Annotated in this window: 23 protein-coding genes and 1 pseudogene; 16 read left to right on the plus strand and 8 right to left on the minus strand. The window is 49.7% G+C overall.

Features of this window, described 5'->3' with window-relative positions; all coding sequences use genetic code 11:
- Nucleotides 1-543: 543 nt before the first annotated feature.
- Nucleotides 544-639, minus strand: a pseudogene (locus BM021_RS16195) (IS5/IS1182 family transposase); the annotation flags it as partial.
- 116 nt (nucleotides 640-755) lie between these two features.
- Here BM021_RS16195 and BM021_RS12585 point away from each other — a divergent pair.
- The gene (locus BM021_RS12585) at nucleotides 756-1,103 is read left to right on the plus strand and encodes a hypothetical protein (RefSeq protein WP_090721381.1); all 348 of its coding nucleotides are present in this window, start codon (nucleotides 756-758) and stop codon (nucleotides 1,101-1,103) included.
- A 2-nt stretch (nucleotides 1,104-1,105) separates the two neighbouring features.
- Entirely contained in the window at nucleotides 1,106-2,665 is a 1,560-nt protein-coding gene (locus BM021_RS12590) for an FAD-binding protein (protein WP_090721382.1), read from the plus strand.
- Between the two features lie 105 nt (nucleotides 2,666-2,770).
- On the opposite strand, the gene BM021_RS12595 is transcribed toward BM021_RS12590, so the two are convergent.
- Both BM021_RS12595 and hrpA read right to left on the minus strand, forming a co-directional pair.
- The gene (locus BM021_RS12595) at nucleotides 2,771-6,340 is read right to left on the minus strand and encodes a DNA/RNA non-specific endonuclease (protein ID WP_090721383.1); all 3,570 of its coding nucleotides are present in this window, start codon (nucleotides 6,338-6,340) and stop codon (nucleotides 2,771-2,773) included.
- A gap of 190 nt (nucleotides 6,341-6,530) precedes the next feature.
- Nucleotides 6,531-10,292, minus strand: a complete 3,762-nt coding sequence (gene hrpA, locus BM021_RS12600) for an ATP-dependent RNA helicase HrpA (protein ID WP_090721384.1) — start codon at nucleotides 10,290-10,292, stop codon at nucleotides 6,531-6,533.
- Nucleotides 10,293-10,637: 345 nt separating this feature from the next.
- Between hrpA and BM021_RS12605 the strand changes: the two genes are divergently transcribed.
- From BM021_RS12605 to BM021_RS16215, 8 genes are all read left to right on the plus strand, one after another.
- Nucleotides 10,638-10,844, plus strand: coding sequence for an addiction module protein (locus BM021_RS12605; protein ID WP_090721385.1), 207 nt, complete (start codon nucleotides 10,638-10,640; stop codon nucleotides 10,842-10,844).
- A gap of 141 nt (nucleotides 10,845-10,985) precedes the next feature.
- A complete protein-coding gene (locus BM021_RS12610; RefSeq protein WP_090721393.1) occupies nucleotides 10,986-11,186 on the plus strand; it encodes a hypothetical protein in 201 nt (66 codons plus the stop codon).
- 459 nt (nucleotides 11,187-11,645) lie between these two features.
- Nucleotides 11,646-11,912 (plus strand): DUF4160 domain-containing protein, encoded by a 267-nt coding sequence (locus tag BM021_RS12615; protein WP_256207911.1) that lies wholly within the window; start codon nucleotides 11,646-11,648, stop codon nucleotides 11,910-11,912.
- 3 nt (nucleotides 11,913-11,915) lie between these two features.
- Complete coding sequence (locus tag BM021_RS12620) at nucleotides 11,916-12,158, plus strand: DUF2442 domain-containing protein (protein ID WP_090721386.1); 243 nt, start codon at nucleotides 11,916-11,918, stop codon at nucleotides 12,156-12,158.
- Between the two features lie 725 nt (nucleotides 12,159-12,883).
- On the plus strand, nucleotides 12,884-13,513 hold the full coding sequence (locus BM021_RS15785; RefSeq protein ID WP_090721387.1) for a hypothetical protein: 630 nt from the start codon (nucleotides 12,884-12,886) through the stop codon (nucleotides 13,511-13,513).
- Nucleotides 13,467-14,096, plus strand: coding sequence for a transposase (locus tag BM021_RS16200; RefSeq protein ID WP_371116480.1), 630 nt, complete (start codon nucleotides 13,467-13,469; stop codon nucleotides 14,094-14,096). The genes BM021_RS15785 and BM021_RS16200 overlap by 47 nt, the downstream gene beginning before the upstream one ends.
- Nucleotides 14,097-14,357: 261 nt before the next feature.
- Nucleotides 14,358-14,654, plus strand: coding sequence for a transposase (locus BM021_RS16210; RefSeq protein WP_256207906.1), 297 nt, complete (start codon nucleotides 14,358-14,360; stop codon nucleotides 14,652-14,654).
- Nucleotides 14,655-14,696: 42 nt separating this feature from the next.
- Nucleotides 14,697-15,077: a hypothetical protein gene (locus tag BM021_RS16215; protein WP_256207907.1), complete on the plus strand. Its 381-nt coding sequence runs from the start codon at nucleotides 14,697-14,699 to the stop codon at nucleotides 15,075-15,077.
- A gap of 484 nt (nucleotides 15,078-15,561) precedes the next feature.
- Here BM021_RS16215 and BM021_RS16645 read toward each other — a convergent pair whose 3' ends face one another.
- Nucleotides 15,562-15,789: a phage integrase N-terminal SAM-like domain-containing protein gene (locus BM021_RS16645; RefSeq protein ID WP_371116483.1), complete on the minus strand. Its 228-nt coding sequence runs from the start codon at nucleotides 15,787-15,789 to the stop codon at nucleotides 15,562-15,564.
- Nucleotides 15,790-15,845: 56 nt separating this feature from the next.
- Between BM021_RS16645 and BM021_RS12645 the strand changes: the two genes are divergently transcribed.
- Both BM021_RS12645 and BM021_RS12650 read left to right on the plus strand, forming a co-directional pair.
- The gene (locus tag BM021_RS12645; RefSeq protein WP_090721389.1) at nucleotides 15,846-16,538 is read left to right on the plus strand and encodes a hypothetical protein; all 693 of its coding nucleotides are present in this window, start codon (nucleotides 15,846-15,848) and stop codon (nucleotides 16,536-16,538) included.
- A 57-nt stretch (nucleotides 16,539-16,595) separates the two neighbouring features.
- Nucleotides 16,596-17,633 carry a hypothetical protein gene (locus BM021_RS12650; protein WP_090721390.1) on the plus strand — a complete coding sequence of 346 codons (1,038 nt, stop codon included), beginning with the start codon at nucleotides 16,596-16,598 and terminating at the stop codon, nucleotides 17,631-17,633.
- 185 nt (nucleotides 17,634-17,818) lie between these two features.
- Here BM021_RS12650 and BM021_RS12655 read toward each other — a convergent pair whose 3' ends face one another.
- The 4 genes from BM021_RS12655 to BM021_RS16230 all read right to left on the minus strand — a co-directional run bounded on the left by BM021_RS12655 (nucleotide 17,819) and on the right by BM021_RS16230 (nucleotide 20,127).
- Nucleotides 17,819-18,223: a glutathione S-transferase C-terminal domain-containing protein gene (locus tag BM021_RS12655; protein WP_143074348.1), complete on the minus strand. Its 405-nt coding sequence runs from the start codon at nucleotides 18,221-18,223 to the stop codon at nucleotides 17,819-17,821.
- A gap of 110 nt (nucleotides 18,224-18,333) precedes the next feature.
- A complete protein-coding gene (locus tag BM021_RS16220; protein WP_256207913.1) occupies nucleotides 18,334-19,380 on the minus strand; it encodes an SLC13 family permease in 1,047 nt (348 codons plus the stop codon).
- A complete protein-coding gene (locus BM021_RS16225) occupies nucleotides 19,371-19,841 on the minus strand; it encodes an SLC13 family permease (protein ID WP_256207908.1) in 471 nt (156 codons plus the stop codon). The genes BM021_RS16220 and BM021_RS16225 overlap by 10 nt, the downstream gene beginning before the upstream one ends.
- Nucleotides 19,786-20,127, minus strand: a complete 342-nt coding sequence (locus BM021_RS16230) for an SLC13 family permease (RefSeq protein ID WP_256207909.1) — start codon at nucleotides 20,125-20,127, stop codon at nucleotides 19,786-19,788. The genes BM021_RS16225 and BM021_RS16230 overlap by 56 nt, the downstream gene beginning before the upstream one ends.
- A gap of 375 nt (nucleotides 20,128-20,502) precedes the next feature.
- Here BM021_RS16230 and BM021_RS12665 point away from each other — a divergent pair, with 375 nt between their 5' ends.
- From BM021_RS12665 to BM021_RS12680, 4 genes are all read left to right on the plus strand, one after another.
- The gene (locus BM021_RS12665; RefSeq protein ID WP_090721391.1) at nucleotides 20,503-21,021 is read left to right on the plus strand and encodes a DUF3617 domain-containing protein; all 519 of its coding nucleotides are present in this window, start codon (nucleotides 20,503-20,505) and stop codon (nucleotides 21,019-21,021) included.
- Nucleotides 21,018-22,472 carry a DUF3375 domain-containing protein gene (locus BM021_RS12670; RefSeq protein ID WP_090721392.1) on the plus strand — a complete coding sequence of 485 codons (1,455 nt, stop codon included), beginning with the start codon at nucleotides 21,018-21,020 and terminating at the stop codon, nucleotides 22,470-22,472. The genes BM021_RS12665 and BM021_RS12670 overlap by 4 nt, the downstream gene beginning before the upstream one ends.
- 6 nt (nucleotides 22,473-22,478) lie before the next feature.
- On the plus strand, nucleotides 22,479-22,937 hold the full coding sequence (locus tag BM021_RS12675; protein ID WP_218147863.1) for a DUF4194 domain-containing protein: 459 nt from the start codon (nucleotides 22,479-22,481) through the stop codon (nucleotides 22,935-22,937).
- Between the two features lie 123 nt (nucleotides 22,938-23,060).
- Entirely contained in the window at nucleotides 23,061-23,408 is a 348-nt protein-coding gene (locus BM021_RS12680; RefSeq protein WP_256207910.1) for an ATP-binding protein, read from the plus strand.
- The last annotated feature ends 76 nt before the right edge of the window (nucleotides 23,409-23,484 follow it).

The following is a 23,484-nucleotide window of genomic DNA, read 5'->3' on the forward strand; positions in this document are numbered from 1 at the left end:
CGATAGCACCGCGATAGCCCAGGTCTACGAACACTTCTTTCGGCTGCCGCTGTGTCAGGATTGCCACCTGCGCCAAGGCAGGCAGCAAAGTATGCACGGCTTTGGCCCCATGTAATCCTCGCTAAATTTGCAGGAAATTGTAGCAATTTTACCAAAAACTGGTGAATTTAATCGCCTTAATTCATCAATTCATCACACAGAATCAGAATGTTATGGATTGTTCAGACTGAACTAATTGTCGTCTAATAGACCATCGACCCCATAGTTATTTTATGCGGTAGTAGTCAACACATGATCATGGCAATGGGCTATTCAGGAGCAAGCTTGGCTGCTGCATGAAAGAAGAGTGTCTGGTATGGACAACTGCTTGTGAGCATGAAGCGAATACGCCGGGCATTGCGGAAGCAATTCAGTATCGCAGATTAGATAAGCATTAGCTTAACCTCAGACCTGGCGGTGTTGCCCGCCAGGCTTTCCCCGATAGCTTGCAGGTCTTTGATCGACTGCACCTGCACTATGCTGATACCACAGGCGACCTACTCACATGGTTTCTATCATCATGCGCAAATTGCACTTGTTATAAATCGCTTCTTGAAGCAGAATCTTCTCTAGCTTCGACCAAAATTCATCATTGAGCATTAATCAAGGCCTTACAAACTCGTCTTCTTATTGGTAAGGTGATAACCTCAATAGTATAAGTTTATTTATATTTATTAAATACTTATATTAAATTTCAATCGACCCCAGGAGAGAAAATGCCTTGGAATATTTATAAGAATCTGTATCAAATTGCAAGTTTATTGCTCTTTGTATTTTTAGTAGAAGGGTGCGCACACTATACAATTCAAGCTCCCGAACCCAATCCGGCAGGTCAAACTCATACAGTGACACTCTATTCCTATTTTTGGGGTGCGATTGAACCTACCCATAGTGCCATTGAATGCGATATCACCGATGCTCTTGATGTCGTACGAGCGCGTGATAATCTAGCTTATGATTTTATTTCTATTATTACACTGGGTGTCATTAAGCCCATGGAAATGGAATATAAATGTTCCGCAGGAAAATCTCCCGTTGGCCAACGTATCGGAGGTGATAAATAATCATGCCTATCGATAACGCTCTGAAGGCTCTGTTGCCAGATACAATTCGTCCCCGTGACATTGACGTGTGGATCAGCTGGCATCGTAATATCAAGCAGCCGGTTGCAGGTTATTTTGATATTGCAAATGTAAATGAAGCTCCAGGTCTTGACGGACACAAGCGTCTTATAGAAACAATTCAGGTATTGCTTAATGAAGCGCGTAACAGAACACTACAGGTACGACCCTTTGGTGGTACCTGGTCTTTTTCCCATGTAGCAGCCTCTCCCGGGTGGATGGTTGACACCGCCTATCTGAACTGGGTTTTCCCGATGGGAGGCAATATTCTTGCTGGCGCTTACGCCGGAAAAAACGATGAGCTATTTTTTGTCCAGTCTGGGACAAAAATTTCACAAATTAACCGCATTATTGAAAAAACCTATAAACGCTCCTTGAATACTTCAGGAGCCAGCAATGGGCAAACCATAGCCGGAGCAATTGCGACAGGCACTCATGGATCAGCAATTGACCAAGGCTCGTTACAGAATCATATTGTTGGCATGCATATTGTGACAGGTCCAAGCCGGCATGTTTGGATCGAGCGAGCCTCAGACCCGGCGACAGATACCTCTCGTTTTGCAGACATGCTAGGTGCTGAGTTAATTCGTGATGATGATGTTTTTAATTCTGCTCTTGTCAGCTTCGGCTGCATGGGATTTGTTGCGGCTGTGATGCTAAAAACAGTACCGTTGTTTCTTTTAAATGCAAGTAGAGATTGGATTCATCATGATGATAACTTAAGAAGGGTTCTGGCCACGCTTGATTTTGAAGGTGTCTCATTGCCGGGGGAAAACGCAGCAACAAATCATGAGCGACCGTATTTCTTTCAAGCTGTAGTTAATCCTTATGATTTGGACAAAGCATCAGTCACCGTTATGTATAAAAAACCCTACAATGGTGAAAATATTGACTACACACTTAATAGTGACTTAGACCCAGGGTATGAGCTTTTGGGTACCATCGGTGCACTGACGGACACCTTCGGTCAGAGTATTCCGTTATTGGTTAATCAATCAACCAAAATCAAGTTAAAGCCATTTCATGGCAGGATCGGGACAATTGGCGAAACTTTCGACTTTACAACGCCGAAGTCGGATGCGCTTGGTGCTGGTATAGGGATTGCATTACCAGATGTTGTTCGTGTAATGGATATTCTGCTTGATGAGCAAAAAAATGGTGAAGCTGCTCCAATTGCATTTGCTTGCCGCTATGTCAATCATGCTGAGGGTACGCTTGAGTTTACTCGGCATAAACCTGGGTGTGTCATTGATATGGATGGCATCAATTCTATTAGAACCCGCGCTTTTTTTGATCAGATATGGCAGCGGCTTGACAACGCAGGAATTCACTATACCCAGCACTGGGGTAAAGTTAATAATTATGCACCTTCCAATATCCGCAAACGATTTGGTGATACCGCAGTGGATAAATGGTTGGCAGCAAGAACGAGCTTGCTTGAAAACGCAGAGTGTAAGGCAATATTTAATAACCTATTTTTGGAACAAATTGGACTTGCGAGTTAATCAATCATTGAGAATTTCTCGATAGCATCAAGCACGAGCAGATACATACAACCCCTGATATGTTGCTTATAGCCTGCACGAGTTTTACTTTGACCACTACAACCTTTACCGCAACCCCAGCGAGCGAGCAATTGAGAAATTCTCGGATTTTTCCAGCGCCTGTTTGAGCGAACTTGAAACCGCGGGCACCGCTAAGGTCTCGAGTCTGCTGACCGGGCGACGCTTTTGAAATGCGAGCCAGATCAACTCGAGGCCGTGTCGCTGGAGCAATGATTCATCGATAATTGTCTCAGTATCACCGACAAGCTCCCGCATGAGGTCTCTTGCCGCTTCCGCTTGATCCGCATCAAGCGGCGTACCTCGTGACTTTCTAGCGTGGACTTCTAAACCAGCAGGCACTTCCGACAGAACCGAACTTCCCATTCCAGCCTTGAGAAGAGATAGGGCATCCACGATACCGGCTCCAAACTCCTCCTTATCCCAGTTGGACGGGACGTGGGCAGTTAACTCGAGCAGTCGAATAAAGCGATCCTGCAGCTTTTCACCTGGAGCGAGGCTGTCGATCAGCTTTTGCCGTCCATGGTGAGCCAGCCATAAAGCTGCTACGCCCGCAGTGAGCGCGACGCCAAAAGAAGTTCCTTCCGTAGGACCAATGGCATAAGGGTCAGGATCGTTCTGCTTGCAACTGGCCCGGTAAACATGCTGCGACGGCGCCGAGATATCGACAGCTTCGCCACGGCAGGAACCCTTCCAGGTACCGTAGTCGATATTGCTTCCCCCCACCGCAATGCAGCGGTCGAAGCGTGCCGGCCATACCACGAGCCCCACACAATTGCCCGCGGCAGCGAGGACAATGACGTTGTTCTCGATTGCGCGCTGCACGGCCACGGCCAACGGATAACTCCACAGCCCGCCTAAGCTCATGGTAATGACATGGCAGCCCTGCTCGGTAGCATACTCAATGGCGCGTGCGACGCGGGACTGAGTAATTCTCACCACGCTTTCAATGCAACGGATGGGTACAAGGCGCGCCGCGGGCGCCGCCCCTGTGATCACCAGTGATTCACGGCTTGCAACAACACTGCCAGTCTCGGTGCCGTGTCCTGGATTACGCAGCAAGCCATCAGCCTCCAGGGGATCAATGGGTTCGCCCCCATCCAGTAGATCAAACCAAAGCTGCTTGTCGATGACATCTGTAAGTTCGGGGTGGTCGGTAATACCGGTGTCGGGTTGTGCGATGACAATTCCTTCGCCCTGGCTCGGACATCCCTGAGCCCTCGAGTAAGCCCAGGCTTCGGTAATTCTTATATTGCTCAGCGCCCAACTCGGATCGGCCGGGGGAGCGACGCTGTTGCCGACCCAGCACCCCAGAGAATCCGCCGATTCACGAGCCAGATCCTCCGGCAAAGGCGCCACAGGAAAAAAGTCAGTGGGCAAATCCGGTTCTACGCTTAAGGCCCCCAGCGCAGCACGCAGCGGTTCGACTAATTCGAAGGGGCTGATCTTCAGTTTGATCGGATCAATACCAGGCAACCGAATCCGCACGAAACGCGGATCGCTGGCAAAAACGGGCTCAATGCCAACTATGGCGGGCAGAACCGCTGCGATCCGGCTGGGCAAGTCGACCGGTACAGCTTCCGCGAACTCGGCGATGTAATCCAGGGAGAATCGTCGCTGCCCAGTCTGCACCAGCTGGCGCAGTTGAGCTAGCGTGCTGAGTCCGTTACCGGCAGGAATCTTCCCGCCGTCTTGGCGGCTCATCACGATATCGCACCATCCATCAATAGGTTGCGGCTTTGGTGCCGGTCCTTCCCGTGTTCCTGCATCAAGCGGGTCATAGGGGCGCAGCGCAGTAAAATCAAGCCGTGTCCGCTCCTCGATCAGCGCGATCGGCACCTGCCAAGTCCGATAAGCTCCAAAAGCGAACTCGATATTTCCCAGCAGATCGGTCTGTGAAAGCAGGTAGGCAGTAGCATGGGGGACGAGACGGCCATCCGTATCCTGCCGCGCCATGACCACAATTTTCCAGAACTCTTCGGGAAGCTTGATATTACGATAAGTCCGATCGCGCGGACTGAACACCGATCCCGTAAACACGCTGATTTTCAAATCATGCGCATCGGCATTGTCGAGGATGTAGTCCTCGAGCTCATTCCAAGTGGCCTGATTCAGCCTTTCGTGTTGCGGCGCGGCGTTCGTGTAATGAAAGGTATCCTCCATCGCTTGCCGCGCAACTTTCTCTTCACCCCAGACCGGATCGAGGCGGCGGACCAGATGGCCGCGATCGAGCCGATTGCGCTGATACAGTTCGTTGCCCACCTGTGCATCATTATTGATACGCGGATCCAGGTACCAGCGATCCACGCTGCGTGCATAGCGGCGCATCGAGTTGCCGTCGATATTTACTGCGGTGCACAAAGCGAGCCGGCGGCTGCGGCTCATCCAAATCGAGAAATGGGTATATTTGAGTTCGCCGCCTGCCCCACAGTGCCCTACAGCCGCGAGATCATCGGTAAGGTTTGCCAGACCTGGTTCAATAGCAGCTATGCCCGGCACGAAATCGCGCACGAAACCAACCCGATCGGCGTAATTCTCCGGATTGCGCGGTGCTTCAAGCTCAAAGGCGCTGCGCTGATCGCTCAGCCGGTCGCACAGGCGTCGATAAGTAACGGGCACTGCAACCTGTATGTTGAATTCAGCTAAACGTGCCGCAATCCTGTCGGCCCGGATAGCGAGATTGCGTACCTTGAACTCGCCCGCGAAGTGCAGGCCAACGGCTTTTCCTGTTTCGGCATCAAGGACAACCGAGCCGGAGTTTCCACCCAATGTCGTACAGTCGTGTTCGAAGACAAAACCTTGCCCTGCATCAGTGACAAAACCAGGTGCGAGGCGCTTGACGCCGTAAATGTCACCGAACAACTGCTGCATAGTAGCGGCATCATTGCGGTAATCCCAAGCTGGATACCCGACCACTGCAATCGTGGTCTCGTCTGCTTTCGGAAGACTGGTCAGAAATTCAATCGGCGGCGGTAATTGTCCATTGCGCCGCAGCCTAAGCAACGCCAAATCCGGAAAGCGCTCATCAAACTCTTCGATCCAGGTAATCTCAGCGATGGTGTACTCGGAAGTATCTCGACGGGCATATTCTTCCCGAAAATCGATCTGCGCAGGCACCGGTTGACCGAAGGGATCCTTCGACAAAACTGCGGCACGGCCACTGCCACGAGAGAAGAACTCCGCCACATGACGGTTGGTTACCACGATGTCCTCGGCCACCAGCCAACCCGTTCCGATGTGGATATCCTGCGGCAACCGCTTCAATTCGATGCGCCCTACCGACGGCAAAACCCGCTGCAAGGTGGAACGGAACGGCTCCAGCCGTAGCCGCCACTCTTTCAATTCTGGCGTCGCGAAGACATTATCCTGAACCAGAAGCGTTGGACGACCGAACGCAACCACGATGGCTTCCAGCTCAAATCCACCCCGCGCAGTTGCAACCTCACCCGCCGCTTCCAGCTCGCTGAGCTTGCCGAGTCGGCGCGCGGCTTCACGCAAGCTTTTGGCTGATGGTGTCGCTCTCAGCCGCAAAGTAGTCGGGGGTACGCTCTCCAGGGATTCGAGTTCGGCCATCACGGCCTTGTCGGCAAGCAGCGATTCGAGTGGTGTCTTTCCCATGTTGCCCTCCTTAATCAAGTCAGTTTGAAATGAGGCTTCGCTTGAATCGAACTTTAGGCAATCATCTTACCTATTAGGACTAACGCATTTTCCTTCGGCCGGAAAAAACTGAGATAGCGCATTGATCATACTCCCCTTCGAATCAGCGGTCTACATGGTATTCAACGCCGAGGTTGGTACTGTAAATGAATTACACCCGCACACTCTCCCACAACTTCTGCAGCCGTTTGACCGATACAGGTTGCGGTGTTTTTAACTCCTGCGCAAACAGGGAAATGCGCAATTCCTCAATTTGCCAGCGGAATTCATCCAGATTTTCATCCATCCATCCCATTTTCTGATGTTTTTCCAAGCGCTGAGCATATTGCTGCCAGAACGCATTGACTTCCTGGCTATTTTTATCATCCCGCTCAGGATTGGCCGGCAGTTTCTCCAGGCGCAGCGACATGCCTTTCAAGTAGCGCGGCAGATGCTGCAGTCTTTTCCAAGATGTATTGCCAAGAAACCCAGGATAAACGAGATTTTTGAGCTGCTCGTTGAGCTCATTTTTTACTCTGCTGATGCGGATCGTAGTAAGTCGTCCCATCAGGATTTGATATTCATTGCCAATTTGCTGCATTAATTTAGCTAGTGTCGCAGCAGTCTCCGGAAGACGGATTTTGGCCCGCTGGCTTTGTGCGGCAAATTCCGCTTCACTGCGCGGCAGCGTATCATCATCCAGCAAAGCGCGATCAATGATCGCATTCAGCATATCCTGCTTCAGATCGCCTGGATTCATCCGGGTCGTCAGCTGCATGCTGGCCTGTTTCAATCCCGGCAGATTTTTTTCCAGTTGCTTGAGTTGATCTTTCAGCGCCAGACACAGCAACCGCCGCACACCCAAGCGCATTGCCGTATCCGCTGCTTGCTGTGTATCCAATAGCCGGATAGCGACACTATCCCCCTGATCGATCAGCGCCGGATAGCCGATCAGTTGCTGATTATTGCGCTTAAAGGTGATTTCCACCGGTAAATCGCCAAAATCCCACTGGGTGATGTGATCGCGTTCAATGCTGACTTTTTCAGTCTCAGTGTGCCGCTGTACAAAAGTCATTTGCGCGGCTTCGCCAAGCTGCGTTTGCAATTCGGCGAGATTGCGGCTCATCGCCAGTTCATTCCCTGCATCATCGACTACTTGAATATTCATCAACAGATGCGCTGGCATATCTTTTATTTGCCAGGTTCCGGGTGGAACTGACAGAGTGGTTTTTCTTAAAATGAATTTCTCTAACGCACCCTGCGTTGAAATCAACGGCAAAGCATGCGATTGATTCTCGAGGAATTCGGTGACGGACTCCGGCAGCGGCACCAGAATACGACGGATTTGTTTCGGTAACGCTTTCAAATACCAGGTCACTTTCTCCCGAATCAGGCCTGGAACCAGATAATCCAGTTGCCGGGCATCCAACCGGTTGAGCAAGGGCAGCGGCACACGAACGGTCACACCATCCAGTGCATGGCCGGGATCAAAGCGATAAGTGAGCGGCAATACACTGCCATCAGGTAATGTCAGGCTTTCCGGGAACTGCACTTCTGTGATGCGATCGGCCTGATGCCGCATCAGCAACTCGCGTTTCAGATACAGCAAATGGGGATTTTGCTGCTCAGCCTGTTTGCGCCATTTTTCAAATCCGATGCCGTTGGTGATGTTTTCGGGAATAATGGCATCATAAAAAGCGAAAATTTCCTGCTCATCGACCAAAACATCCTGCCGCCGCGCTTTGTGTTCCAGTTCTTCGATTTCCTGAATCAACGCCTGATTATGTGCAAAGAAAGGCGCCTCGGTAACATACTCACCCGCCACCAGCGCCGAGCGGATGAAAATTTCTCGTGATTCTTTAGGGTTAATCCGACCGTAATGAACAGGCCGCTTGGTAACAATGATCAAGCCGTACAATGTTACGCGCTCATAAGCCATCACCTGTGCCTGTTTCTTTTCCCAATGCGGATCAAAATAATGTTTCTTACATAAATTCCCCGCAATTTTTTCCAGCCAAACCGGATCAATTCTGGCGACACAGCGCGCATACAGCTTTGTGGTTTCCACCAGCTCCGCAGCGACAACCCATTTGGCCTTGCCTTTTTTCAGCACCGAGCCCGGAAAAATGGCGAATTTGATACCACGGGCACCCAGGTATTCGCCCTCTTTTTCGGTTTTAAAACCGATATTGCCGAGCAATCCGGCCAGCAAAGCGCGGTGAATCTCGTCATAGCCGGCAGGTACTTGATTAGGCCTAAAACCCATCTCGGTCATCAGCACATGCAACTGGCCATGGATTTCACGCCATTCACGCAGCCGCCGGTACGACAAGAAATGTTCGCGGCACTGGGCGATCAGTTTGCGGGTAGATTTTTTATGTTTTAATAATTCATCAAAGAAATCCCACAATTTCAGATAAGACAGAAAATCCGAACGCTCATCCTGAAAACGAAGATGCGCCTGATCAGCAGCCGCTTGCTGCTCAAACGGCCGGTCACGCGGATCCTGCAGGCTTAATGCAGAAGCAATGATCAGTATTTCGCGCAGGCAGTTTTCATGTTTTGCCGCCAATATCATGCGGGCGATTTTTGGGTCGATCGGAAATTTCGAAAGACGCCAACCAATGTCCGTTAATTGCTTGCTGTCGTCGACCGCTCCCAATTTTGCCAGCAACTGATAACCATCGGCGATCATCCTCGGCGATGGCGGCTCCAGAAACGGAAAGCTTTCCACGTCACCGATTTTCAGCGATTTCATGCGTAAAATGACGGCCGCCAGTGAAGAACGCAGGATTTCCGGGTCAGTAAATTCAGCACGCACTTGATAGTCTTCTTCCGAATACAAGCGAATACAAACCCCTTCGGCCACCCTACCGCAGCGCCCTGCCCTTTGATTAGCCGATGCACGCGAGATTTTCTCTACCAGTAATTGTTCAACCTTGTTGCGGTAGCTGTATCGATTGACGCGCGCCCATCCGGTATCAATCACATAGTGAATACCCGGCACAGTCAGTGAAGTCTCAGCGACATTGGTGGCCAGCACGATGCGGCGCGTACCGCCGGATTGAAATACCCGTTCCTGTTCTGTAAAGGAAAGCCTTGCAAACAGCGGTAATATTTCCACGCCGGAATATGCGGAATGATGATTAAAATGATGCTTGCGTAACGCTTCGGCGGTTTCACGGATTTCCCGTTCACCGGGAAGAAAAACCAGAATATCGCCTGGACCCAGCACGATCAGTTCATCCACCGCATGAAGAATGGCGCGCTGCATATCATTATCTTCCTCGTCATCGGCAAGCAATGGACGGTAACAGATTTCCACCGGATATAGCCTGCCGGTCACTTCGATCACCGGCGCATCGTTAAAATGCCCGGAAAAACGCTGTGCATCGATAGTAGCGGAAGTGACGATGAGTTTGAGATCAGGCCGTTTGGGCAATAACTGCTTGATATACCCGAGCAGAAAATCAATATTCAGACTGCGCTCATGAGCTTCATCAATAATGAGTGTATCGTAAGCTTGCAACAGCGGATCGCTCTGCGTTTCGGCCAGCAAAATCCCGTCCGTCATCAGCTTGACATAGGTATCCGGACTGATTTTATCCGTAAAGCGGATTTTATAACCGACCGCCTGCCCCACGGCGCTATTGAGCTCAGCAGCAATACGCGCCGCGACGGTGCGCGCTGCGATGCGGCGTGGCTGCGTATGTCCGATCAGGCCGGTCACACCGCGCTTGAGCTCCAGGCAGATTTTGGGGATTTGCGTGGTTTTGCCTGAACCCGTTTCGCCACAAATGATCACCACTTGATGATTCTCGATGGCACGCTTGATTTCTTCGCGCCGCGCGTTAACGGGCAAATCTTCCGTATAGGTTGCTAAGGGAAGCTGTGCAAGCCGCCTTGTGATTACATCGGGAGATAATTTTTTCATAGAAAAATAATTGTACGCTGTCACCAACTAACAGCTTAATAACCAGCGTTTTCTTAGATCAATCAATCCGACGCGAAAGATGCTTCAAGCAATCGCGCCATTTTTCCATAGTTAAACCATAATACTTGAAACGAATTTTTTTCCCACACTGGATTCAGCAATTTTTAGCGGGCAGCATTGTCGCATTTGTTTACATCATTTGTCTTGTTCATTTTTTAATTTCTATTAAAATACATGATGATACTGAGCACCAACGGCTAACAATTCACAGCAGTCTCGACATCCCTGACGAGCCACGGCTTGAGCTCAAACGATATATTTCATGAAACTGAGAGGTGCAACACAATGAGTACAAAAGAACTATTAGATGCGGCAATGAAACTAAAACCCGAGGAACGGCTCACCCTGGTGGAGGGGCTGATCCAGAGTCTAGACGAACCAGACCAGAGGTTGGATGAAATCTGGGCAGAGGAATCGGAAAGGCGACTGAAAGCTTATCGGGAAGGAAAATTGGAAGGAATTCCGCTGGAGGAAATATTTAAGAGAGAATGATGCGCTGAGGTATGATGAGTATTCTCATATTAAATATCATTTTATGACGTAATAGATGGCGTCACTTCGGATGCCTAATTTTAGTTAGGCGTGCAGGGTCTTCCGCCCTACAATTCGTGATACATAGTTATGGAGGTGCAATTGAACAAGATCGAGGCAATCGAACGCGAGATCGAGCGTCTTGACGACGAATCTTTCGCGGCGTTTCGCGATTGGTTCATCGAGTACGAGAATTCCCGATGGGATCGACAGATCGAGGCTGATGCGGTTTCGGGAAAGCTAGATTCACTAATTGACGAGGCACTCGCCGAGTATCGCGCCGGAAAGACTAAGTCCCTTTGAAGCACACTGCAGCTTCGCGGTTTTGGGCGCAATACCACGCACTGCCAAAAGACGTGCGTGACCTCGCGGACAAGAGCTTTCGCCTGATGAAAACCGATCCATTTCCCCTCATCGTATCCGGATATTACTTATTGAAAGAAGATAGAACGCTTATTCAAGCAATATAAGATTGCTCGGTACGATAGCTGTAATGCTTTAACCTGAATGTCCCACGTACTTGATCCAAAAACCGGAGGGTTATTTTCTGGATATTCATTATGTTTGTGGATCTAAATAAATTTGATATGATGACAGCTTAATTGGTCAATGAGTCTAAAATACAAGGAGTACCGTCAACAGTCCTGTATTAGATATCATTTATGACGTAATATATTGCGTCATTCCGGTGTCTAATTTAAGTTAGGCGTTCGAAAGTAAGCCGCAGTGAGTGATAATGGCTTCAATGCGCATTTCCGGGAGATGGGATTGCCAGAGATAAGCCGCTTTTTCGGGATCATCATCGCGATGTACTACAACGATCATTCGCCACCGCATTTTCATGCTAAGTATGGTGGTGACCAAGCATCCATTCGCATAGATAATGGCCAGATTCTGGAAGGCAAACTGGGCACTCGCGCCTTGCGACTGGTCGAGGAATGGCGGACTCTCCACCAGACGGAATTACTTGATGACTGGAAATGTGCTCAGGCCAGAGAACCCTTGAATATGATCGACCCGCTGGAGTAAGTCATGATTCCTAAAGTTATTGAGATAAAGCCTTTGGAGGGCTACAGACTTTGGCTACGTTTCCACGATGGCACATCCGGAACCGTCGATCTGAGCGCTGAGCTTTGGGGGCCGATGTTCGAGCCGCTGAAAGACAAGAACCTCTTCGCTCAAGCCACGATAGACCCCGAACTTGAAACCGTCACATGGCCCAATGGTGCTGACCTTGCGCCGGAGTTTCTATATCAGCAAACCGTCCAATCCTAAGCTCCAGTGGACCGACCAAAAGCGGCCGGCCGCTGAGCTTTGGTGTTAAGTCTGCAATCATTCATGAATCTCTCACCAAGCGGACAACTGATACTATTCATAGCCTTGGCTGTTACGCGGCATTCTTGATCTAGCTCTTCACGCGACATCAGTTGTGCTCGCAAGACCCATCAATTACCAGACATGAGAAACACTCACAGAGTATAAGCATAATAACGCTGCTTGTTTCGATTGGCAGCATGGGAATCAGCGTATGGCGCATTATGAAACACAAACCGTGTGTTACGCATTGAGATTTTTTCCGATTGCGCACAATAATTTCTTGGTGGGAAAATTCCACATCCGTGACATGCAAACGTGGTAAGACAAAAACGACTCAATTTCGTTTTCTCCGTATCAGGGTGTTAGAAAATAAAGCGCTTGACCCAGTCAATATACGATTGTTCGTACGATAACTGTAATGCTTTAGTCGAAGTTTGTCCGCATTTGGCCCAGTGCGCCGAGGTTTATTTTCTATGGGCTTATTCATTCTATTTGTGGATCTAAACAAACTTGATATGATGGCAGCTAATTCAACCAATTATATTAAAACATAAGGAGATATGATGAGTATTCCTCGTATTAGATATCATTTATGACGTAATATATCACGTCATTTCGGATGCTTAATTTTAGTTAGCCCTAAAAATTTATTGTTATCGCTTTTTTCATACTAGGGGATTTCAATGTTTCGAGGCCCCTTTTCAGTACAAGTGTCAAAGCACGCTGAACAAGTTGACATCAGTGCTCTCCCCGATACAGAGCGTCAAATTTTGACTCACGGCATTAGTTTCGATCCGAGCAAATATGATGCGTACCGCTTCTTCATAATCCCAAAAATTGAAATTCTCGATGAAACGCCCGATAGGTACACAAAACGAGTATCTTTTGAGCAAGTAAATCGTGTCTTAGTCGATGTTGCTGCACCAGATGAAATGGTCCAATTTCTTGGAATGTACCCAACGACGCTAAAAGCTGACGGACGCTGGGAACTTGATCTTAAAGGTGAGGCAATATTCAATCCTGTTGCCCCAGGAGTTGGCAGCATAAAGCTTAGCGCGATAGGAAAGCGCCTCATTCGGCAGAAATCTCACCCTTGGATCAAAGCTCATCGTACCGATGGTCTTGCGCAGTGGCTTTATTTTGAGGAATGGTTGCGAGAAACCGCAGACTTCAGGATGGAAATTCTTTGCAGCGTCGAAAAATCTACTTCTGATGATAAACGGCATGTGTTGTGTAATGCCAAATTCGCAGATGAGGGTCGCTCTCTTGCAAAAGTTGAAAACCAACGTGTCTTGTTCCCAATTAAGGGCTAACAATCGCTTCAAGAGGGACACTCCAACAGCCGACTCCGCCGTCTGGGACAAGCGTCCGCGGCCGGAGAAACAGAAACGGTTCGGTCCGGGTAACTTCCGGCTCGCCGAAGATGGCTCGCACTGCCTCTGCCCGGCTGGCAAGCGGCTCTATTCGAATGGCTCGAACTGCACCTTCAATGACTATGCAGCGATGAAGTTTCGGGGCGCCGAGCGGGATTACCTGCCCTGCACCCTCCGAGCCCAGTGTTTGTGCACACCGGAGGAAACTAAGACCCGGCAGGTTGCATTTTTCCAAGGCAAACGCGACGGCTATGAAACCCATACTGACCGGATGAAGCGGAAGATTGACTCGGACCGGGGCCAGCAGATAATCACCCGCCGCTTCGCAACGGTCGAACCGGTGTTCGGCAACCTCCGCAATAACAAACGCCTCGATTTCGGTTTACTCTGCGGGGTCGGAGCAAAGTCGACGGACAATGGAAGCTGTACTGTCTGGTCCACAACATTGAGAAGCTTGTCCATTATGGGGTGGGCCAATGAAAAACAGTGGATCAAAGACAAAATACGCCGTTCAAGTTTTTAAGCGTCATCAGGTCCAGTATAAACGACGCGCTGACACTATGAATACAGTTCAGAAAAACCCGATTTCTTACTCGTCAAAGTACTTCAAAAATTTGAAGCCCGGATGCACCGTCGGTCCGAAAAATGAGTTTTTCTACATCCTCGCTGGACGTCCTGTGGCATCCCCAGGGTTTGTAATATGATCAGAAGGAAGCATATTAGGGGACAGACCACTGTTTTGTGTTAGAATTCATCAGTTACAATAACTTACAGAAGCCAGCTAATGCCCCGACGTGCCCGCCTCGTACTATCCAATGTTCCACTTCACCTCATCCAGCGTGGTAATAATCGCCAAGCCTGTTTCTTTGCCGAAGAAGACTACCGCTTATATCTGAATTGGCTAGCCGAATATGCTGGCAAAACCGGTTGCAGAGTGCATGCCTATGTGCTCATGACCAACCATGTGCATTTGCTGCTCTCCGCCGATCGAGCCGAGTCTGGCGGAGAACTGATGAAGGCGCTCGGTCAGCGTTATGTGCAGTATGTGAATCGCACCTATCAGCGCAGCGGAACCTTGTGAGAGGGACGTTTCCGCTCCTGCCTCATTCAGGAAGAGGCCTATTTGCTGGCGTGCCAGCGCTATATCGAACTGAATCCGGTGCGGGCAGGTATGGTGGCGCATCTAGCTGAATACCGTTGGTCTAGCTACCGGGCGAATGCGCAGGGGGAGACTGATGCACTGGTGAAACCTCACCCGCTTTACCTGGCGCTGGGACTGGATGACGCTGGCAGGCAGGCGGCTTACCGCGCGCTGTTCCGTTATGAGTTGAAGCCGGAGCTGGTAGATGAAATCCGGCGGGCGACAAATGGCAACTTCGCATTGGGCAATGAACGCTTCACTGCGCAGGTATCAGCGGCCTTGGGGCGACGAGTAACGCCCGGCAAATCTGGACGACCGCGTAAGGTTGTAGAACCAGAATCTGGTAATCTGCTTCTCACATAACCTGAAATAGTGGTCTGTCCCATGTTATTGTATCGAAGCATGGCAAGCCAGCGGAATGACTCAGCCGCCCAATCCCACGCTCCAGTGGACCGGCCAAAAGCGACCGGCCGCTGAGCTTTGGCGTTAAGTCTGCAATCATTCATGAATCTCTCACCAAGCGGAACTGATACTATTCATAGCCTTGGCTGTTAGGCGGCATTCTTGATCTGGCTCTTCACGCGACATCAGTTACGCTCGAAAGACCCATCAATTACAAGGCATGAGAAATACTCACTGAGTATAAGCATAGTAGCGATGCTTGTTTCGATTGGCAGCATGATGATCAGCGTATGGACACATTATGAAACACAATCCGTATGTTACGCGTTGCGATTTTGCCGATTGCGCACAATAATTTCATGGCGGGAAAATTCTACATCCGTGACATTCAAATGTGATAAGACAAGAACGGATCAATTTGATTTTCTCCTATTGTATGAGGGAGTTATAAGATAAAACGCTTGATCCAGTCAATATGCAATTGTTCGGTGCGATAATTGTAATGCTTTAGTCGAAGTTTATCCTGCACTTGGTCCAAAAGCCGAGGTTTATTTTCAATGGGCTTATTCATTCTATTTGTGGATCTAAACACATTTGATATGATGACAGCTAATTCAACCAATGATATGAGAACACAAGGAGATATGATGAGTATTTTCGTATTAGATATCATTTATGACGTAATATATCGCGTCATTTCGGACGCCTAATTTTAGTTAGGGTTCCAGTATGGCAACGGAGAAACAAATAAATGCCTATGAAAAAACTGATAAAACTGTTGCTGAGTTGCCATTTGGTAATACAACTGATTCAATTGACACAGAAAAAAATGAGAAGGTCGATGAAACGGTACATATACGCCGAGGCACCTCAGAGCAAACAAAATTACCCTTAGAACAAATAAAATTACCCTCAGAGCAAATAAAATTATTGTACTTAGGTACAGTTTTTATGTTTGCTTTTGTGATTTTGCTAATGGTTTCTTTGCGCAACCCTGACATATATCAGATTGATGAAGAAACGTTAATCACTATCAATCAGGCATTTAATGCGCTAGTACTGCTAATTATTCCATTCTTGCTTGGTATTTTAGGCGCCGTGTCGAGAATAATGATTGCTGGGGTTAAAGTCGCCCAACAGCTTTCTTTGGTTATTTCCTCTGGGATAATGGCATCATTTTCATGGGTTGGTATAAAAAGCGGTGTCCTCCTATCTATAGTTGCGCCGCACTTGGAAAAACAAGGTGTCGAAACAACGGCTGTTCTTAATAGCCCTAGTGATTTCTATACAATGGCATTGGTTGCAATTTTAGTTGGTATGTTTTCAACAAATTTATATCTATTCATAAATCAGAAGGTTGAGCAATTAACTCAGCAATCAGGTCAATCGAACCCTAACAAAAAAAATCAGCCGGACGCATAACTGCACCGCTGTTTTAGGCGTTAGGGCATTAATCGAATAACTTGAGGAGAAATATTCATGACGATGAATCAAGGCTTGACCGATCTGGTTGAACAAATCGACCGAATGATCGAAACGGTTGCGACTGCACCGGGATTGGATGACGCCGAGCTCCGCCAAATTCTCCGTTTCCTTACTCAGGTTATCCAAGTTGTCGAGCAGGCATTCCAGGACGTTTTAACGCTCCTGATCGAGATCAAATATCTGGAGAATTCAGACCTAGGTTCAACCAAAATGACAGAGCTGCGAAAACAGATCGATTTGCTCACTGCGCGGAGTTTTTACCGCGATGCTGCAGAAATATGCAGCAGGCTAAAGCACCTTCGTCAAAACTTCGATCAGTTCGTCAGGCCAGTTATCAACAATTTGCCACAAATCTCAGGATGGGGAGGTGTGCTGGGCCTTATAGAGGAGCGTGAGGGACGAATTATCATGTTGATAGAGAATACCGCGAATCACATGTCGCGCATGTTAGATACGGTTGATGGTAGCACTTTAATGGAGGCTAAAGCTGCAGCATCGCAGAATGCTGAAGAGTTGCGCCTCCTCCTCAGCGAACTACATGAGTTAAACGGTAAAATTCTAGGTTTTTCAGGAAAAACGGGATTTCTCGAATTGACGAGGAATCGCAATGAACTACAGCGAGAGGTTCAAATTATGATTGACAAACGAGATCAAAGTATAACTCATGGCCCCAAGGTACAACTAGGCGACAGCAACGTTTTTCACGGTGACTTTGCCATCGCCACAACGATTCAAGACAGCTTTAATCAGATTGCGCAATCAAGCGCTAATGACGATCTCAAACAGAAGCTTGAGTTACTCTGCTCTCAGGTTCAGGATCTGACAAAGATGCTCCCAGCGGAGAAGCAGAAAGAGATGGCACAGGACTTGTCGAGTTTTGTTGCGGAGGCAACCAAAGAAACACCTCGACGTAAGTGGTACGAACTTAACGCGGAGGGGCTCATTGAAGCGGCGAAAGCCTGTGCGGGACTCGCCTCGCCGGTGATTGCGACCGTGAAGGAAGTCTTGGCTCTTCTGTCTACTACGGCCTAACAACGCCATGCATCATGCGCTTAAAACCCTTTTGAATGAGGCCAAATAACTGCCGGTAAAATTTTGCAAAGGCCGCCTCGATTGCGCTAGCTATCCGCCCGATTATTAACAAGGAGAAAAAGGTAGATGATAAGGGCAAGACCTGACTCTACTGTTTGTACAATTCAAAGTGACTCAGCCCTTTGTTAATCGGCTGATTTCTGCATCACTCGGTGAAATAACGCCGATCCGATCAAACCATCAAGCCATTGAATCAGATGCTGGTACTTTGATGCATAAAACCAATCCGGATTGACATTGCAAAACTGCCGGATGAACGGAAAGATCGCCATATCCGCCCGCGTATACCGGCTCGCCAGCAAGTAACCATCATTACTCAAGCGCACATTCAAATCGGCCAGAAATGGCTCGGCCTGCCCGCGATAATAAGTTTCAGAGTGCTGTGGAAATCGCACCGCATATTTATACAAATCCAGCTTTGGTTTAAAGGATTCGTCATTGTGGTGAATCAACGCCATCATTGCAGTGGCCGCCGTCTGATCATCAGCCAGCCAGCACTCAGGATCATGCTGAGCAAGCGCCCAGTGCATGATATAAGCCTGGATATCATGCACTGGGACAGGCGCTGGGGTTCCGGAAGGAAATCAGCAGGATTGTACTCACCCCAAAAAGCGAGGAATTGAGTTTGAAAAATACTATTCTATTTAGTCAACGGCCAACCGATCAACAAGACCGTGATGGCGACAACACCCGCTATAATATTCATCGGTATTCCCACTTTCAGGAAATCGATAAAACGATATTCGCCGGGACCATAAACCATCATATTCGTTTGATAACCCAAAGGAGTGGCAAAGCTGGCAGAAGCGGCCAGCATGATGGCAAACACAAAAGGCACATTATTCAAATCGGCTTTTTCGGTGATCTCCAGTACAATGGGCAGCATCAGCAGCGCCGCTGCATTATTGGTAATCACTTCGGTCAACATTGAAATGGCGATATAGGTCAGAATCAACAGCAACCAGGGCGTACCGCCGCTCAGATTGACGATATTTTCCGCAAGATATTTTGCTACGCCGGTTTTCTCCAATGCTATCCCCAAGGCAAATGATGAGGCAATCGTGATGATAACACTCAGATCAAGGCTTCTTTCCGCTTGATTAGCCGAACAACAGCCGGTGATGATCATCAGGCCGCCCCCCACCAATGCCGCGTTCAACATGCTGATGACTTCAAAGCTGACCGCGGTGATCACCGTCAGAAGAATGGCCCAGGCGATATAAGCCCGTTCATGCCGCGGCGTTTCGGTGTTCAAGTCGTTGATTAACAGAAAATCCTTGTTATAGCGCTGGCGGGTGACAAAAGCCGGTCTTGCTTCCAGCAATAGCGTGTCACCAGCTTGCAGGATGATACTGCCCAGATTACCTTTGATACGCTCGCCATTCCGCGCCACGGCCAGCACCGCCGCGCCGTAACGGGCACGGAAACGCGCGTCGCGAATGGCATGACCGATGGCCGTGCAATGCGGCGACACCACCGCTTCAACCAGACGTCTTTCGGGATGCCGCTCGGTAAAGGTTTGCCCATGATCGCCATCTGTCGACGGCACGATGCCATTAATACGCAATAAATCCGAAATCGCGTCGGTATCGCCCGCAAATACCAGACGGTCGCCCCCCTGAAGCACTTCTTCGGGAGCAACCACCGCCAGCGCAACACCGTTTCTCTCAATCTCAATCAGGTACACACGCTGCAAAGCAAATGCCTTAACCCGGCTTGCTCGATCGTTTTGCCCACCAAAGGACCATCCGGCGCGATGGAAACTTCCAGCGTAAATTCGCGCACATTGGAAAAAACCTGGCCTTGAGTCCGGTCAGGCAGCAGTTTTGGAAAGAAAAGCCACATGAATAAAAAACCGGCAATAGCAACAGGCAAGCCGACAGCCGTGATCGAAAACAAGGAAAATCCGGGCTCTCCGGTGAGTGTCTGATATTGACCGTTGACAATCAAATTGGTACTGGTGCCAATCAAGGTCACCGTGCCGCCCAGGATCGCCGTATAACTCAGCGGAATCATCAGCTTGGAAGGGGAAATTCCGATTTTTCTCGACCAGCTATAAATTGCCGGGATCATTGTCGCCACTACCGGCGTGTTATTGAGAAAGCTGCTTAGAAATGCAACCGGCCAAAACATCCGGTTCAGTGGCACGTGAAGTCCCGGGTCTGCCCAACAGGTTGTTGACCAGTAAATCAATCGCGCCCGAAGCATGCATCCGCGCGGCCACGACAAACATGCCGGCAACCGTAATCAAACCAGAATTACTAAAACCGCTTAACGCGTCGTTAGCATTTAGAATTCCGCCTGCACTCAGTATCGTCAACGCCCCGATCATAATCAAATGAGGACCCACCCGTGTAAAGACGAGCGCCATCAGCACCGCGACGCACAAACTCAACGTAAACCAGCCTTGCCATTCCATAGTTTCACATTCCAAACAAAAGTTGAAAATATACAGTAATTACACATATAACCATAAATAATAAAAAATTATACTTATATATATTAAGGCTATATTAAAGCTTATCGATCCACTGTCACTGCTCAAATTCCCTGAGATTTTTTTACTAATCGGCTAAACTTGCTCAACAATCTGTCAAACTGAAAAATCACTTTAACATGTCATTGAAAAACGTTTTCGAGGCAGCCGATACAAGGCAAAAACAGGCGAAAAGCGCAGTTTATGCGTAATAAATGAGCATTTTGAGCCTGTTTTTAACACCGTAGCGGCAACGCAGATAGTTTTTCAACGGCGCGATCCCGGTAAACTTTTGTAGAACCGATCATTTCAAAAACACCCTATGAAAACCTCATGCATAAAATTCTTGTTTCCATCCTGTCGGGCCTGTTGGCCACATCCGTTTTTGCCCATCAGCACATCCGCCCCGGCTTATGGGAAATCACTACGCGTTCCGATCTGCTGGCGCTGGTGCCGCATATTCCTTCGGAACACATGCAGCAATTGAGTGATCTCGCCCACCGCTATGGCCTCAAACTGCCCAAAATCGAAAATGGCGCAACCACGTCTGATATCTGCATCACCCCGGAAATGGCAAAGCAGGATATTCCCGCCTATTTTTATGAACACCACTCCGGCTGTACCGTACAAGAAGCAACCCGTACCGGCAATAGCTACCGTCTGAATCTGGTATGCGCAAACCAGCATTATCAAGGCAACGGAACCGCGCAGGGCACTTTCATCAGCCCGGAAAGTTTCTCGGGAAATACCGAATTCGACAGCACCGTCGCCGGCACGCCGGTGCATGCAGCAGCCGAAACGTATGGCCGCTGGGTCGGTGAACGCTGCACCGCAGTCAATCCGCTGCAATGACACTGGATTTTGCCACACTGGAAAGCCTGCGCACGCGCCATCCCGCCTGGCGGTTGCTGCGCTCGGATCATGCGCCGCTGGTGGCCAGTTTTTTGCAGCGCGTGTTCATCGCGCCCAACGTGCGTGTCATGTCGGTGGCCGATTTGGTTGAAGCGTTGGAAGATGAGTTGTACGCGCTGCGCGAGCAATTGGGTGAAGATGCTTTCCCCAAAAGCGCACAGGAATATCTGAACGACTGGGCCAGTATCGAGAAGGGCTGGTTGCGAAAATTCTATCAGCAAGGTTCGGACGAACCGCAATTCGATCTGACGCCGGCAACCGAGAAAGCCATCGCCTGGCTGTCGGCATTGTCGGAACGCAGTTTTGTCGGCACCGGGTCGCGCCTGTTGACATTGTTCGATCTGCTCAAACAGATGAGCGAAGGCAGCGAATCCGATCCGGCCAAACGCCTCGCGGAATTGCATAAACGGCGCGCTGAAACTGACGCCGAAATCGCACGCATTCAAGCAGGCGATTTCGCGTTACTCGACGACTCGGCATTGAAAGACCGCTTCCAGCAATTTATGCAACTGGCACGGGAGTTACTGACCGATTTTCGCGAAGTCGAGTACAACTTCCGCCAGTTGGATCGTAAAGTGCGCGAACAAATCGCCTTGTGGGAAGGCGCCAAAGGCGGGCTATTGGAAGAAATCATGGGCGAGCGCGACGCCATCGGCGATTCGGATCAAGGCAAAAGCTTCCGCGCTTTCTGCGATTTCTTGATGTCCAGCCGCAGACAGGAGGAATTGACCGGACTGCTGGAACATGTGCTGGCGCTGCCGCCGGTCATCGAACTGCGGCCGGATGCCCGCACGCGCCGCGTGCATTACGACTGGCTGGAAGCCGGTGAGCATACGCTGCGCACCGTGGCGCAGTTATCGCAACAGTTGCGCCGCTTTCTCGACGATCAAGCCTGGCTGGAAAATAAGCGCATCATGGATATTCTGCACGGCATCGAGAGCAAAGCGCTGGCCTTGCGGCAAGCGCCGCCCGCCGGTGATATCATGCGCATCGCGCAGCCTGGAGCAGCCATCGAATTGGCCATGGAACGCCCGTTATTCACACCCGCATTCAAGCCTCTGATTGCGGATATCGAACTGCAAGCAGGCGACAGCGACGCCGATCCGGCGGCACTCTATGCCCAGATCGTCGTGGACAAGGCGCGTCTGACCCGGCACATTCGCCAGGCACTGCAAACACGCGAACAAATCATGCTGTCTGAATTGATTGACACACAGCCGCTGCAACAGGGTTTGGCGGAGCTGGTCACCTATCTGCAACTGGGCAGTGAATCATTCAAGGCGGTGGTGGACGAAAACACCGAGGATTTAATCACCTGGAACGCCGCAGCCCACGATGGCGCCATTGTCAGCAAGCAAGCACGGCTGCCGCGTGTTATTTTCGTACGCTGACTATTCATGGATATGACCGATATGGATGGAGAAGAACAACCGGCAGACGTTGCAATATCCCCCGACCCGCCTGCGGATCTGCCGGTACTGCTCATCACCTTGCTCAAGGGTGTCATCTACCGCGACGACGATGAACGGCTGTGGGGCATGCTGCTGAATCTGCAAACCCGCGTGCGCGATTATGTAACGGTGCTGGGGTTGGATCTGGTGCTTGACGAAGCGGAAGGCTACGCATTCCTCAAAAGCCGGACGGAATCCGCAGACAATGAAGCCACCCCCAAACTGCCCCGGCTGGTTGCACGCAGACCGCTGTCGTTTCCGGTCAGCTTGCTGCTGGCCCTGCTGCGCAAAAAACTGGCCGAATTTGACGCCAGCGGCAGCGATACCCGCCTGATTCTGACGCGCGATGACATCGTCGAACTGGTGCGCGTATTTCTGCCGGATAGCAGTAACGAAACCGCCTGATCGATCAGATCGAAATCCACATTAACAAAATCGTTGAATTAGGTTTTCTGCGCCGCCTCAAGCCACGTAGCGGCAGCGCTGCCGCACTGCCAGGTTTCGAGGTGCGGCGGATTCTTAAAGCATTTGTCGACGCCCAGTGGCTGGCGGATTTCGATGCCCGGCTGGCGGCCTATCAAGCGCAACTGCCGGGCGCAGTATCTGAAACATCAAAGGAAAGTGCGAACGATGCTTGAACCGCAACCGCTGAGTCTTGATTTCACGGCGGATAACAGACTATCCGGTTTCCGGTTAAAACAGCTGGAAATATTCAATTGGGGCACGTTCGATCAGCGCGTTTGGACACTGAAACTCGATGGCAGAAACGGCTTACTGACCGGTGACATCGGTTCCGGCAAATCGACGCTGGTCGACGCCATCACCACCTTGCTGGTTCCCGCGCAGCGCATTGCCTATAATTCCAATTACAGATAGAAACAGTAATAATATAAGCCTTTACCTTTGGTAGAGGTCATCATGGCACGGAAGGCAAGTGGAACGGAGCAACTTG

Origin of the sequence: Nitrosomonas sp. Nm166 (genome assembly GCF_900112825.1) — a bacterium.
Taxonomy (GTDB): Bacteria; Pseudomonadota; Gammaproteobacteria; order Burkholderiales; family Nitrosomonadaceae; genus Nitrosomonas.